Source organism: Paeniglutamicibacter sp. NPDC012692, from assembly GCF_042901625.1.
In the GTDB taxonomy this organism is placed as follows: Bacteria; Actinomycetota; Actinomycetes; order Actinomycetales; family Micrococcaceae; genus Paeniglutamicibacter.
In genome coordinates this window covers 134,543-148,264 of the sequence record NZ_JBIBDE010000003.1, presented here as the reverse complement: position 1 = coordinate 148,264, position 13,722 = coordinate 134,543, and the positions used below count along the sequence as shown (strand labels likewise).

Genomic DNA, 13,722 nt, shown 5'->3' with positions numbered 1-13,722 from the left:
ACTGCCTTTCGTGGATTTTCGCGGGGAAAGTGTGTGGTGATGCCAGCGACCCCGCACCCATGGATTCGGGTGCGAGGTCGGCAACAGGGATCAGGCCGCGGGCAGGCCCGCCAGCCATGCAGAGGCCTGCCCGGTGAGGCTCTCCGGGTTGGCGGCGATGTCCAGCACCACCGCGGCCTCGTCGGAACCCAGCGGTTCGAGCGTGGCCAGCTGCGATTCGAGCAGGCCCACCGGCATGAAGTGCCCCGGGCGGGCACCCATGCGTTCGGCCAGCAGCTCGGGCGCCCCGTGCAGGTGAACGAAAAGCGTTCCGGGCGCTTCGGCACGGATCAGGTCCCGGTAGCTGCGCTTGAGCGCCGAGCAGGCAATAATCATCGACCCCTGGCCGGGAGAACCAAGCCGTTGGCCGATTTCGCGCAGCCACGGTTCACGGTCCTGGTCGTTGAGCGGGTGGCCGGCCGCCATCTTGTCGATGTTGGACTTCGGGTGCAGGGAATCCCCGTCAAGGAACACCGCGCCCTCCGATTCGGCCAGCAGCTCGCCGACCGTGGACTTGCCGCATCCGGAGACACCCATGATGACGATCTTGCGCGCAGTTCCGGCGCCTTCTTTGACTGCGGAGCGGCTTGTCGGCTCCAGAGTGGGCGCACTCACCAGTCGTGGACCGTTCCGTCAACCAGGCGGTTGTAGGGCAGGTAGGCCTGCTGGTACGGGTAGGACAGTGCGGCTTCCTCGTTGAATTCGACGCCCAGGCCAGGATTGTCGCCCGGGTGCAGGTAGCCGTCCTTGAACGACATCGACTGTTCGAAGACGGTGTTGGTGGCGTCCGAGTGCTGCATGTACTCCTGGATGCCGAAGTTGTGGATGGACAGGCCCACGTGCAACTGGGCTGCGAAGCCCACCGGGGAAATGTCGGTGGGGCCGTGGAATCCGGACTTCACCTGGTACTGGGCGGCATAGTCCATGACCTTCTTCAGCGGCGAGATGCCGCCGAAGTGGGTGGACGCGGCGCGCACGTAGTCGATGAGCTGTTCCTTGATCAGCGACTGGAAGTCGTAGACCGTGTTGAAGACCTCGCCGATGGCGATCGGGGTGGTGGTGTGCTGGCGGACCAGGCGCAGCGCCTCCTGGTTTTCGCCGGGGGTGCAGTCCTCGAGCCAGTACAGGTCATAGGGCTCAAGCGACTTGCCGAGCTTGGCTGCCTGGATCGGGGTCATGCGGTGGTGGCCGTCGTGCAGCAGCGGGATCTCGGGGCCGAATTCGTTGCGCACCGCCTCGAAGACGGTCGGCAGGTGGCGCAGGTAGGCGCGGGTGTCCCAGTCTTCTTCCTGGGGGAAGGCGCCGCGGCCGGCCGGTTCGTAGTCGTAGCGTTCGCCGGAGGCCTGGGTCTGGGCGGCGACGCCGTAGACGGCCTTGATGCCCGGGACGGCGGTCTGCACGCGGATGGACTGGTAGCCGAGTTCCAGGTGTTCGCGGATCGAGTCGAAGAGCTGCTCGGTGTCGGTGCCCGAGGCGTGGCCGTAGGCGCGCAGGCCGTGGCGCGAGGCGCCGCCCAGCAGCTGGTAGACCGGCATGTTCGCGGCCTTGCCCTTGATGTCCCAGAGGGCCATGTCCACCGCGGCGATGGCCGCCATGGTGATCGGGCCGCGACGCCAGTACGAGGAACGGTAGAGGAACTGCCAGGTGTCCTCGATGCGGTGCGCGTCCTTGCCGATCAGCAGCTGGGCGACGTGGTCCCGGAGGTAGGAGGCCACCGCGAGTTCGCGGCCGTTCACGGTGGCGTCGCCGATGCCGACGAGACCGGATTCGGTGGTGACCTTCAGGGTGACAAAGTTGCGTGACGGGCTGGTCACAAATACTTCTGCCTTGACGATTTTCATGGCTGCCTTTCAGATAAAGCGGTACGGCTGCGTATTGACGAGCCGGGGAGTGGAAGATTTTTAGGCGTTGAATTGCCCGCGCAGGGCATGGACCGTGGCAACCAGGGACGTGTCGTCCCCGAGCCCGGTCTCGAGCACATCCAACAGTGCCGAGGTCTGCTGCGGGGAGCCGGGCCGGATCGCGGGATCGGCCAGGATCTTTTCCAGGGCTCCGGCGTTCGCGTCGGCGACCGGGGTGCCGGCGGGGTGTTGCGCGGTCAGCTGGTCGCACCATGCGGCCACCAGCCGCAAGGCCGCCTGTCCGTCGCGTCCGGCGGCCGCTTCGGCACGGAACACCGGCAGCGCGCGGGCCGCAAGCTTGATGGAACCATCCGTCGCGATCTGCGCCAGGAAGTGGGCGATGCGCGGGTTTTCGAAGCGTTCGCGCAAGGCCCCGCGGTATTCGGGGACCTTGAGCTCGGGTTCGCCCAGGTGTGCCGACGCGGCATCCCAGAACTCCTCGACCCAACCGGAGACGGCCTGGTCGGCCAGCGCTTCGGCAACCGTGGTGTGTCCGCGCAGCTGTCCGGCGAAGGACATCAGCGTGTGGGCGCCGTTGAGCAGCCAGAGCTTGCGTCGTTCGAAGGCCTCGAGGTCGTCAACGAATTGGGCCCCGGCCTTTTCCCAGGCCGGACGCCCGGCCGGGAAGTCACCCGAAAGGACCCAGGAGGAGAAGGGCTCGGTGACCACCGGGGAGACATCGCGGAATCCCGTTTCGGCGGCGACGGTGTCGCGGTCCACCTGCGTGGTCCGCGGGGTGATCCTGTCGATGGAGGTGTCGACAAAGGAAATGTTTGTTTCGATCCAGCGCGCAAGCATCACGTCGACCGCCTCGGCAAAACCAAGGATGCCGGCGCGGGTCACCGCACCGTTCCCGGGAAGGTTGTCGCAGGAGACGACGGCCAGCGGCCATCCGTCCGCTGAGCGCCGCGCAGCCAGGCCGACCACGAGGCGTGCCGCGGTGGTCGACAGGGCCAGGTTCTTGATTTCGGCCAGGTTCTTCGCAAAGACCCCGGCGTCGTAGCTCGCCCGCAGGATCTCCAGGTCGGCGGACACCTGCTCGTCGGCGAGGTTCAGCGTCGGCTCGGCGCTGCCCGGGGCCAACTTGTAGCCGGCCTCGGTGATGGTCAGCGTGACGATCGCAGTTGACGGGCTGGCCAGGGCGGCAATCAGGGCCGCGGTGTCGGCGCCGTCGTGGGCGGCCACGATGGAGTCGATGACCTCGAAGCTGTCGCCGTCGGCGCCGCGTTCGATGAGGGTGAACAGCCCGTCCTGGGCTGCGAGTTCGGTGGCTGCGGTGGCGCTGCGGCCGGTGAAGGCGGCGATCCCCCAAGCATCGCCGGCCTTGGCCGTGTACCAGGCCTGGTGGGCGCGGTGGAAGGCGCCCAGCCCGATGTGCACGATCTTGGCCTCGGCGGCGGGTGCGGGGTGGGTGGTGCGGTTCAGTTCGCGGATGGCCACGGTTTCGATGCTCACAGCTTGAACGCCCTTCGTGGTGCACCGTCGACGACATCCACGATGATTTCGTGGGCGCGATCCTCGGTGATGCGGTGTTCGGCCACCAAGCGGGCCAGGAAGGATGCCTCGATGCGGCGCGACGCGTCGTGCCGGGCGGGGATGGAGCAGAACGCGCGGGTGTCGTCGATGAAACCGGAGGAACGGGAGAAGCCGGCGGTTTCGGTGACCGCTGAGCGGAAACGCATCATGGCATCGGGGGCATCGAGGAACCACCAAGGGGCGCCGATGTACACGGAGGGGAAGAATCCGGCCAGCGGGGCGATCTCGCGGGAGAACACCGTCTCGTCGATGGTGAACGGGATGAAGTGGAAGCCCTTGGCGGTGCCGAAGTCCTCGAGCAGCGGCTGCAGGCCGGTGGAGAAGTCGACGGAGAAGGGGATGTCGTGCCCGGTGTCCGGGCCGAACTTCTTCAGCGTGGAGCTGTGCGTGTTGCGGTGCACGCCCGGGTGCATGGTCATGACCAGGCCGTCCTCGACCGCCATGGCAGCCTGCTGATACATCATGTGCGCCTCGAAGGCGTAACCCTCGGCCATGGTTGCGGTGCCGGCGATGCCCTTCTCGAAGAGGCTTGCGGCCTCGCCGCGCGAGAGCCGGAGCGTTGCCGCGGAGTGCGAGCCGTGGTCCGAGGACACGGCACCGTGCTCGACGAAGTAGCGGCGGCGGTTGGCCATGGCGCGCAGGTAGCCGTCGTAGCCGGTGGCCCCGTCGCCCGCGGTCTGGATCAGCGCGTCGGCCTTCTGTGCGAAGCCGGCGCCCCAGAATTTGATGTAGGCGTCCGGGCGGAAGGTCGGCAGCACCCGGGAGGCGAAGGTCGGGTCCGCTGCCAGCGCGCGGTGTGCGTCCAGGGGGTCCAGCGGGTCGTCGGTGGTGGCAAGCACCTCGATGTTGAAGGAGTCCATCAGGGCCCGCGGGCGGAAGCCGGGCTCGTCGATCTTGGCCTGAAGCGTCTTGAAGGTCACCTCCGCGGTTGCCTCGCTGATGTCCAGGTCGTCGAGGCCGAAGACGTCGACGAATTCCTGGCGCAGCCAGTACCCGGAGGCGGTGCCGTCGAAGAGGTCCCAGTTCCTGCAGAAGGTCTTCCAGGCGTCCAGCGCGGTGACCTCGCTGGTGCCGCCCACCCGGAGCTGTTCCAGGGGAACGCCGTTGGCGTGCAGCAGCCGGGTCACGTAGTGGTCCGGGCTCAGCAGCAGGGCCGTCGGGTCGGGGAACGGGGTGTCGTTGGCGATCATCGCCGCGTCGACATGGCCGTGCGGCGAGATGATCGGCAGCGATTCGACGTCCGCATGCAGCTCGCGGGCGATCTGGCGTACGGCTGGGTCGGCTGGCAGCAACCGATCCGGATGATTGGCGATGGATGAAGGCATGCTTACATACTGGACAGCGCCCATGCCACCGGCAACAAGTTGCCATGAGTTGCCTCGCCAGCCCACGGCGGACACCCGGCACTGGGGCGCATCTCCCCATTCCGAATGGTTCCGTTTGGCAGGACTACAGGGAAATTCCGTCTTGCCGTTGATCCCTACCCAGGTAGGGCTGGATGGTGCCGATGATCCCCGAACCAACAAGCAGGAAGGCCGCCCCTTCAATGGGCATCGTCGGCCGCCACCGGGCCGGGATATCCCGCGGCGGGTCCTACCGGAGCATTTCGGGGCTTGGAAGGCCGTGGGACACGGCAACGCCGCTACGCCACCGAGGCACGTGGACAGGGGTCTGCCGGCCATGCTCGGGCACCCCGAGGTAAGGGGCATGTTCAACTGATAGGGGTTCACGGATTCCTCAGTAAACCGCGGTGAACGTTTCCTCGGGTGCTGCCTTGATCCATTGAATCCGCCGACCCAACAAGCAGGCTCTGGTTAAACAACGTGGTGCCAGGCTCGACGAGGTCGTGAGCCCGGCACCAGATTGCAGGGTGGTCGGTTTCCTCCTGCGCTACCGCACAGGGGCACCGGGGCCGAGCGGAATACCCAGCGCCCACCATGCGAGGAACAAACCAAGCCACACGACGAACATGATCAACGCACACGGCAACGTGAACGAGATCAGCGTGCCAATGCCCGCCTTCTTGTTCAGCGTCTGGAGGTAGCCCACGCAGAGAACGAAGCTGGTGCTCATCGGGGTGATGGAATTGGTGCACGAATCGGCGATGCGGTACAGCGCCATCGTGGTGGCAGGATTCGTCCCGAGCAGCATCATCATCGGGACGATGACCGGTGCCACCAGTGCCCACAGGGCCTGGCCTGAAGTGATCAACAGGTTGAGGACCGCGATGCACACCACAACGATCAGGAACAGGCCCACACTGTTGATCCCCAGGCCCTGGATGGCATCGGAACCGACCACCGCCACCACGGTGCTGATCTTCGTGAACTTAAACAACGCCAGGAACTGGGACACGGCAAAGAACAGGACGATCAGCGGCGCAATCGAACGAACGCCATCGGCCATGAAGCGGGGGATATCGGAGGCGGAGTCAAGTTGCCGTGAACCGGCGGCGAAGGCCGTGCCCAGAACCAGAAAGAACAACGACAGGAAGAACGCGATACCGTCCAGGAACGGGGATTCTAGGAACTCGCCGCCCTCGCCGCGCAACGGTGATCCCGCGGGAATGACGGCCGCGGCCAGCAGCGTGAGGAATGCCACCGCCGAGAGTCCGGTGGTGCGCAGTCCACGGCGTTCCTGCTGGTCGGAGAGCAGGGCGCTGGGACCCATGGCGGGCATTGCCGCCGTGTCGACCTGCTGGGTGTCGACCACCAGGGTGTGCTCGCGCTTCTTCAGGATCAGCTCGGTGACCAGGGTGACCGTAACCGCCAACACGATGGCGGAGACCGTGGTGAAGTACATGTTGTCTGTGGCTCGGACGGTGACGTTCTGATCGATGATGTGGGCGGCTTCGGTGGCTACCTGCGCGAAGACCACATCGCCGGGGGCGATCAGCGGATTGGCGTCCCCGGCGGCATTGATCGAGACGAAGGCCACGATCATGCCCAGCATCGGCGAGCGTCCCACGGCCTTGAACGCCACGGCGCCCAGCGGAATCAACACCACGTAGGCGGAGTCGGAGAGGAACTTCGATAGCGCGCCGCCCAGTGCCACGGCGAACACCACGGAGCGCGGCGACACATTGCTGAGCGCACGCCGGGCGATGACTTCGAAGAGTCCGGACCTGTCTGCCACCGCGACGCCCAGCATCACGATCAGCACCGTGCCCAGCGGCCCAAAGGTGACGAAGGATTCCTCCGCGCCGGTCAGCAGGGAGCGGATGGCCTCGACACTCAACGCGTTGTTGACCCCGACAGTCTCTCCCGACGCAGGATCCGTGACGTGCACCCCGGCGCTGGACAATATCCAGCTGGCCACGGCAAGCACGCCGAAGAGGATCCAGAACAGCCAGAACGGATGCGGCAGTGCGTTTCCTGCCCGTTCCACTCCGGCAAGCAAACGGAGCCCTAGCGACTCACTGCGTCCTCCGATTTTGGTGATGGTCATGGATCCTCCAGTAGCGCGGTAGCCCTGAGTCATGAAGTGCTCAGAGGCGTGGGAATCGAAAACCCCACCGGTGATTTGTATTACATGCGCCGCAATGCCGGGAGATGATTATCCAATTTCCGACAATCGTTCCTGAAATTGCGGCGAGGATTTGGCAACCATCCTCCGGGGCGCCTAAGGCCAACTTGGTCAGGGCGCGGCAATGCCCCGGACTGTTTGCCGTCTTTCGGAAGCACCCGGTTGGTGGGCGGAGGTCATCTGGTCAGCGTGGCCAGCAGGTCCGGGCCCATCCTGAGCACCGTGGCGGTGTCGATGCGGTGGTAGACCAGCTTTCCGTGGCGGTCCGAGACCACCAGGCCCGCTTCGCGCAGCACCCGCAGGGATCGGGAGACCTGTGCTGCGGGCTGACCGAGCCTGACCGCAAGTTCGGAGGTCGTCATGGGCTCGGCCGAGATGTGCCGGAACAGCTCCAACCGGGAATCGGCGCTGAGCGCGCTGAGCCTGTCACGCATCTGCTGGATCTGCAGGAGTTCCTCCTGCCGGGTCTGCGCCGGAAAATGGACGATGACCGGGTACCCGGCATTGTCCTTGACCGTGAGGTGGTTGCCGATCCAACGCGAGGGGACCAGCAGCAGCTCGCGCTGGGACATCTTCACCCGGCGTTGCTGGAGCTTGTCGAAACGGACCTCGGAGGTTCCGAGGAACGCCTTGGCCGTGACGCTGAGCGAGGCGATCGTCGCGATGGGGTCGGCTCGGTTCAGCCTGCCTGCGAGCTGGGCTGCGGCACGGCCGATGGTGAGGGCGAGATCCTCCCATTCCTTCCTGAAGAACGAACTCCAGCAATCCGAGCAAAATCCGATGATCCTCCGCCTGAACTTCTCCGGGTCCTCGAGCAGTTGTTCGGCCAGCTCGAAGCGGCCCAAGGATCGCGACCGGCACGTGTCCAGGAACTCCCGACGGATTTTTTCATCATGCAGAAGTTCCAATGCGGCCGGGAGGTCCTTGCTGAAGCCTCGAATGGCTTCGGCCGCCATGGAGACGAACTCCTCGAGCGGCAGGGCTGCCACGCCAGCGAGTTCGCGGTCAAAGGTCTGGTTTGATTCGGTGCCCACCGGAAAGAAGAAGCGTGCGCGGAACCGCGCCCACAGGGGCGAGAGCGCGTTGAACTCCGCGATCATCCGTTCATCCAGATTCCGCGCGATGGCTTGGACCTCATCGGACGATTCGAAATGGTGGTCCGGCTCGGCCCATACGTGGAGAACCGCCATCAGCTCGGCCAGCGGGGAAACCGATACCCGCAGGTTGTTGGTGTCGAATCCGGCAAATTGAAGTGCAATGGCCATGAGTCCTCCTCTGCCGTGCCGAACGTGTTGCGAACAATTGGCTCAATTCCGCCAATTGTCGCACGGGGCGCCGGTTCACTGGCTAACTTCTCATGGTGGAAAGCTCCGCCAGCGCAACTGGGAGTAATACCGGGAAGCGAAAAACTGAGGAATGAGGTCGCAGTTGACTAGTTACATCGACGAGAGGTCCTTGCTGTCTGAGGACGCGGGCCATCCGCAGGAATTCATGGTGGCGATGAGTGATGGATGCAGGCTTGCCACCGACGTATACCTGGGTGGCAGTCCCGAACAGCCCCGGCCTGTGATGTTGGAGCGCACACCCTATGGGAAGCGTTCAAGCCGGGATTCAGACCAGTCAACGCATGACCAGCCAGTACCGCTGCCGTCCGAGATCGCCGACTTTTTCGTCCGACGAGGCTTTATCGTGATCCGTCAGGACTGCCGCGGCCGAGGTAACTCGGAGGGCGAATTCGTCAAATACCTCAATGAGGGACAGGACGGGGCAGACACGATCGCCTGGATCAAAGCCCAGCCCTGGTGTGACGGGCGTGTGCTGATGAATGGGGTTTCCTACTCGGCCCATGTGCAAACGGCTGCGGCGGCCTTGGCCCCCTCCGGCCTGGCTGCCATGTTCATGGACTCGGGCGGATTCTCCTCGGCCTATGAGGTGGGCATGCGCATGGGCGGAGCCTTCGAACTCAAGCAGGCAACCTGGGCTTTTCGCCATGCGGTGCGAAGTCCGGCAGCGGCAGGCGATCCCGTTATCGCTTCCGGGCTGGCCGCGCTGAACGTGGCGGACTGGTTCCACCAGACGCCGTGGCGGCGGGGCAGCTCACCTTTGAGCCTGGCCCCCGATTATGAAGGCTACCTGCTGGAGCAGTGGGCCCATGAGAACTTCGACGACTACTGGGCACAGCCTGCAATCTATGCCCGCGGCTCCTACGACAAGTTTCCCGATGTGCCAAGCTTCCACATCTCCAGCTGGTACGACCCCTACATTGCCTCGGCCATCGAGAATTTTCAGCAGCTCGGAGATCGCAAGTCCAGTCCGTCTTACCTGCTGTTGGGCCCCTGGACCCATGGGAAACGCTGCCAGAGCTACGCAGGCGACGTCGACTTTGGCCCGGCGGCATATCTTGACGGCAATCTTGCTCCGTCTTATCTGGACTTTAGGGCTGATTGGATGGACGAGGTCCTGGGACGGGACACAGGTGCCGTACAACGGGCCCCTGTCACCTATTTCCTGATGGGTGGCGGCAGCGGCAAGGCCACGGCCCAGGGCCGGCTGGATCATGGCGGCCACTGGGAACACGCGGCCTCGTGGCCTCCGGAAAACGCGCAAAAGGTCACCCTGTACTGCTCGCCCGAGGGAGCTCTGCTTCCCGAACCGGTCGCACAGGACACCTCTATCACCTACGCCTTTGACCCGAACAACCCGGTTCCCACCATCGGTGGCCAGGTCACCAGCGGCGAACCGGTCATGCGCGGCGGGGCCTACGACCAGGTGCCCAGTGACGAAATCTTCGGAGCCAGCCAGCCGCATCTACCGCTCAGTGCCCGGCCCGACGTTCTGGTGTTCCGCACCCAGCCCCTGCAGGAGCAAGTGAGCATCGCAGGTGAAGTGACCGCGGAGATCTTCCTCTCTTCCTCGGCCAAGGACACCGACCTGACCATCAAGCTGATCGACGAGTACCCGCCGGGCCATGACTTCCCTCAGGGTTTTGCCATGAATCTCACCGAAGGAATCCAGCGGGTGCGTTATCGCAATTCCTTCACCGAACCTGAATCAATGGAGCCCCACCGGGTATACCGCGTCACGGTCTCGGCACCTGCGACCGCAAATCTCTTTGCCGTAGGCCATCGGATCCGCCTTGACGTTTCATCGAGCAATTTTCCGCGCTTTGACGTGAACTCAAATACCGGCGGGACGATTGCCACCGACAGGATCAAGATCGTGGCCGAAAATACCGTGCACATGTCGGGTGACCATCCGACATCGCTCGCCCTGCACGTTGTGTCCAGCTAGGGACATGAAGTGTCGGGCCGTGAGTTTCGGCGGCGCCGGAACCACCGTTTCATAAGCGTGTGCCGCCATTAAATCGAATCGTGGGTCGCCTGGCCCACACCCGCCCGGGAATCCCGGGCGGGTGTGGGCCGGTGCCACCTATAAACGAGGAGGTTCCCGCTATGTATCAACGTACTTTCGTGGGCATGGATGCCCACGCCCACTCTTCGCGCCCTTGAATACGCTTGCATTCAGTGGCGTCCACTCATCATTCGTGAGGAAAAAAATGTCTCGGAATCAAGAAAACAGCCCAGGCCAGGCGGACGTCATCGTGGTCGGCGGGGGAAACGCGGGATTCACCGCGGCCCACGCGGCGGCCGTCCGCGGCCGCTCGGTCATCCTGCTGGAAAAAGGCAAGCGGGACATGGCTGGCGGCAACAGCTTCTACACCGCCGGCGCAACCCGCATCGTCCACGACGGCCTGGACGACCTGAAGGGCCTGGTCGAATCCGACGACCGACACGATCGCACGCTTGTGCCCGCCTACAGCGCCGAGGAATACGCCGCCGACCTCGCCAAGGTCACCGAGGGCCGCAACGACCCCGAACTGACCGAGGTCTTGATCTCCGAAAGCCAGTCGACCCTGCGCTGGCTCAACGACCTGGGCCTGAAATACCGCCTGATGTACGAGCGCCAGGCCTACGAACGCGCGGACGGATCGTTCCTCTTCTGGGGCGGGCTGCATGTCGGAAACGTCGGCGGCGGCGAAGGCCTGATCGCAGACCACACCCGGGTGGCCAACAAGCTGGGCATCGACGTCCGCTACGGGCACGCGGCCACCGAACTGATCGTCGAAAGCGGCAAGGTCGTGGGCGTCGTTGTCTCAACCGATGAGGGAAGCCAGGAAATCCGCTCCGAATCAGTGGTCCTCACGGCCGGCGGATTCGAGGCCGACGCCAACTGGCGCCGCGAGCACCTGGGCGAGGGCTGGGAAAACGCGAAGGTCCGCGGCACGCCCTACAACACCGGTGACATGATCGCCGCCGCCCTGGCCATCGGCGCCACCAAGGGCGGGGACTGGGGCACCTGCCACTCCGTGCAGTGGGATGCCTTCACCGCACAGAACGAAAGCAACCGCGAACTCACCAACCGGCTGACCCGCCAGAGCTACCCGCTGGGCGTCATCGTCAACACCGAGGGCAAGCGTTTCCTCGACGAGGGAGCTGACTTCCGCAACTACACCTATGCAAAGTACGGCAAGGAAATCCTCAAGCAGCCAGGCTCGGTGGCCTACCAGATCTTTGACGCAAGCCTGCGCCCGATGCTCCGCGAAGAGGAATACGACATGCCGGGCATCTCCGTTGAGAGCGCCGACACCATCGACGAACTGGCGGCAAAGATCGGCATCGATCCGCAGGGGCTGGCCACGACCATCGACGCCTTCAACGACTCGATCGACCGCGAAAAGGCGTTCGACCCGACCGTCAAGGACGGCCGCAAGGCCGCCACCGAACCGGTGAAAAGCAACTGGGCGGCCCCGCTGGAAACCGGCCCGTTCTACGCCTACGGTGTCACCTGCGGAATCACCTTCACCTTCGGCGGCATCAAGTCCGACACCCACGGCCGAGTGCTGAACGGCGACGGCGCGCACATCGGCGGGCTCTACGTTGCCGGCGAAATGCTTGGCGGCCTCTTCAGCACCAACTACCCGGGTGGAACGGGCCTTGCCGCGGGCTGCGTCTTCGGCCGGCGTGCCGGTTCGCTCGCGTAGAACTCCGGTCCGCGTCCGGCTTGCTCTCATCGACCTGCCGCTCGGCGGCGGTCTTGCTGGCGGTTGTCATCTGGCGCGCTGCGATGACCGCATGGGGAGACACGTCCTAGGCGCGGGGGCGGCCCGTCGATCCCCGCACCGCGAGCCGGGTCGGCAGCACCACGGGGCGGTCGGGCACCGCGGCGGTTCCCTTGGCGATGGCCAGCAGGTTGCGCACGGCCGTGGCACCCAGCGCGTGCAGGGGAGCCGCCACGCTGGTGAGCCCCGGGACCACCAGTCGGGCGTCGCTTGAATTGTCGAAGCCCACGACGCTGATGTCCCCCGGGACGTCGAATCCGCTCGCCTGGGCCTGGCGCATGAAGCCGATGGCCAGCTGGTCGTTGTAGGCGAGCACCGCCGTCGACCGCGTCGCCAGCACCTGGTCGGCGATCGCGACGCCGCCGGCCATGTTGGGAACGCCCGGTTCGAAGAGCGTCACCTTCACGCCGAGTTCGGCTCCGATTTCCTTCAGCGAGCGCCAGCGCATGCCGTGCGCCCAGGACGCCTCGGGTCCCGCCAGGTAGGCGATGTCCCGGTGCCCCAGTTCGCACAGGTGCTCCACCGCGCGGCGGACGCCGCGCAGGTTGTCCGTCACCACGCTTGCCACGCCGTTGACGCCGCGGTTCATCACGAGCGTCGGTTTTTGCTTGGCCATGGAACGGATCGCCGCGTCGGACATGCGTGAGCTGCTCAGCACGATCCCGTCCACGATGTCCATGGCCCGTTCGATGGCCTCGCGCTCGATGATTCCCGATTCCCGGGAGTGGGCCAGCAGCATGGTGTAGTCGTTCTTGGCCGCTTCCTCCTCGGCGCCGCGGATCATCTCGAAGTACACGGGGTTGGAGATGTCGGCAACCACCAGGGCGATGATTCCATGCCGCTTCCGGCCTTCCTCGAGCGGGCGGCGCATTTCAACCGAGCGGTAGCCCAGCTCCTTGGCGACCAGACGGATCCTCTCCGCGGTGGCGAAGCTGACCCGGCCGGGACGCGCGAAGGACCTCGACACCGTCGATGCCGAGACGCCCGCAACACGGGCTACATCGTAGATAGTGACGGACTGCTTTTCATCCTCGGTTGATCCCATCTTTCCAGTGTCGGACCCCACACCATGTTTTGCGAAGTCCGCGGCAACTCTTGGCAACAAATGCCATCAAACCCGTAAATGTGCATCCCGTGGTCGTGCCCGCCGCGGGCCTGCCCTCTTGCCTTGGTGCTTGCCGCTAGGGCTGCGGGTGCTCGGGGTGCAACGGCGAATGCGGTGCACTCATCTGGTGCAGCAACCGGTGCACACCCGGGTGGGTGAGGGTCCAGCGGCGGTAGCGGCCGTCGGCCCGCACCTCCACGACCCCGGCCTTGTGCAGGACGGCCAGCGCCTGGGTCACGGTGTTCGCGCCCAGGGAGGTTGCCGCGGCCAGCTGGCTCACCGAGGAGTCCGGGGCAGCGTGCATGGCGATCAGGATCTTCATCCGGGTCGCATCGGCGCACAGGGCAAAGACGTCGATCCACTCGGGCATCGATACCTCGGACTGGGCGACGGCCTCGGCCCCGATCTTGCTGTGTTCGGATTCGGGCATTTCCCCCATCCCCTCAAGTAGTTCCCGGGTTCACCGGCGTGGCACGCCACCGTCGTCATATGTCTGT

The 13,722-nt window shown here is 65.0% G+C and carries 10 protein-coding genes; 2 read left to right on the top strand and 8 right to left on the bottom strand.

Annotated elements, in window-relative coordinates:
* Window positions 1-90: 90 nt before the first annotated feature.
* The 6 genes from ACFY5D_RS12790 to ACFY5D_RS12765 form a co-directional block, all read right to left on the bottom strand.
* Window positions 91-654 carry a gluconokinase gene (locus ACFY5D_RS12790; protein ID WP_387530166.1) on the bottom strand — a complete coding sequence of 188 codons (564 nt, stop codon included), beginning with the start codon at window positions 652-654 and terminating at the stop codon, window positions 91-93.
* Window positions 651-1,880, bottom strand: a complete 1,230-nt coding sequence (manD, locus tag ACFY5D_RS12785; protein ID WP_387530163.1) for a D-mannonate dehydratase ManD — start codon at window positions 1,878-1,880, stop codon at window positions 651-653. The genes ACFY5D_RS12790 and manD overlap by 4 nt, the downstream gene beginning before the upstream one ends.
* 60 nt (window positions 1,881-1,940) lie before the next feature.
* Window positions 1,941-3,395 (bottom strand): mannitol dehydrogenase family protein, encoded by a 1,455-nt coding sequence (locus ACFY5D_RS12780; RefSeq protein WP_387530160.1) that lies wholly within the window; start codon window positions 3,393-3,395, stop codon window positions 1,941-1,943.
* Complete coding sequence (gene uxaC, locus ACFY5D_RS12775; protein WP_387530158.1) at window positions 3,392-4,801, bottom strand: glucuronate isomerase; 1,410 nt, start codon at window positions 4,799-4,801, stop codon at window positions 3,392-3,394. The genes ACFY5D_RS12780 and uxaC overlap by 4 nt, the downstream gene beginning before the upstream one ends.
* Window positions 4,802-5,366: 565 nt before the next feature.
* Complete coding sequence (locus tag ACFY5D_RS12770; RefSeq protein ID WP_387530155.1) at window positions 5,367-6,923, bottom strand: AbgT family transporter; 1,557 nt, start codon at window positions 6,921-6,923, stop codon at window positions 5,367-5,369.
* A 254-nt stretch (window positions 6,924-7,177) separates the two neighbouring features.
* A complete protein-coding gene (locus ACFY5D_RS12765; protein WP_387530152.1) occupies window positions 7,178-8,266 on the bottom strand; it encodes a DUF5937 family protein in 1,089 nt (362 codons plus the stop codon).
* A 163-nt stretch (window positions 8,267-8,429) separates the two neighbouring features.
* On the opposite strand from ACFY5D_RS12765, the gene ACFY5D_RS12760 reads away from it, so the two are divergent.
* Both ACFY5D_RS12760 and tcuA read left to right on the top strand, forming a co-directional pair.
* Window positions 8,430-10,292, top strand: coding sequence for a CocE/NonD family hydrolase (locus tag ACFY5D_RS12760; RefSeq protein ID WP_387530149.1), 1,863 nt, complete (start codon window positions 8,430-8,432; stop codon window positions 10,290-10,292).
* A gap of 265 nt (window positions 10,293-10,557) precedes the next feature.
* Window positions 10,558-12,042 (top strand): FAD-dependent tricarballylate dehydrogenase TcuA, encoded by a 1,485-nt coding sequence (tcuA, locus tag ACFY5D_RS12755; protein WP_387530146.1) that lies wholly within the window; start codon window positions 10,558-10,560, stop codon window positions 12,040-12,042.
* Between the two features lie 106 nt (window positions 12,043-12,148).
* Here the strand turns inward: tcuA and ACFY5D_RS12750 are convergent, their stop codons facing one another.
* Window positions 12,149-13,165, bottom strand: coding sequence for a LacI family DNA-binding transcriptional regulator (locus tag ACFY5D_RS12750; RefSeq protein WP_387530144.1), 1,017 nt, complete (start codon window positions 13,163-13,165; stop codon window positions 12,149-12,151).
* Window positions 13,166-13,301: 136 nt separating this feature from the next.
* On the bottom strand, window positions 13,302-13,655 hold the full coding sequence (locus ACFY5D_RS12745) for an ArsR/SmtB family transcription factor (RefSeq protein ID WP_387530141.1): 354 nt from the start codon (window positions 13,653-13,655) through the stop codon (window positions 13,302-13,304).
* Window positions 13,656-13,722: the final 67 nt, after the last annotated feature.

Excerpts from the sequence above, each read along its gene's own strand:
- ACFY5D_RS12770 (WP_387530155.1), bottom strand. The coding sequence starts at position 6,923 with ATGACCATCACCAAAATCGGAGGACGCAGTGAGTCGCTAGGGCTCCGT.
- uxaC (WP_387530158.1), bottom strand. The coding sequence starts at position 4,801 with ATGCCTTCATCCATCGCCAATCATCCGGATCGGTTGCTGCCAGCCGAC.
- ACFY5D_RS12750 (WP_387530144.1), bottom strand. The coding sequence starts at position 13,165 with ATGGGATCAACCGAGGATGAAAAGCAGTCCGTCACTATCTACGATGTA.
- ACFY5D_RS12765 (WP_387530152.1), bottom strand. The coding sequence starts at position 8,266 with ATGGCCATTGCACTTCAATTTGCCGGATTCGACACCAACAACCTGCGG.
- tcuA (WP_387530146.1), top strand. The coding sequence starts at position 10,558 with ATGTCTCGGAATCAAGAAAACAGCCCAGGCCAGGCGGACGTCATCGTG.
- manD (WP_387530163.1), bottom strand. The coding sequence starts at position 1,880 with ATGAAAATCGTCAAGGCAGAAGTATTTGTGACCAGCCCGTCACGCAAC.
- ACFY5D_RS12745 (WP_387530141.1), bottom strand. The coding sequence starts at position 13,655 with ATGCCCGAATCCGAACACAGCAAGATCGGGGCCGAGGCCGTCGCCCAG.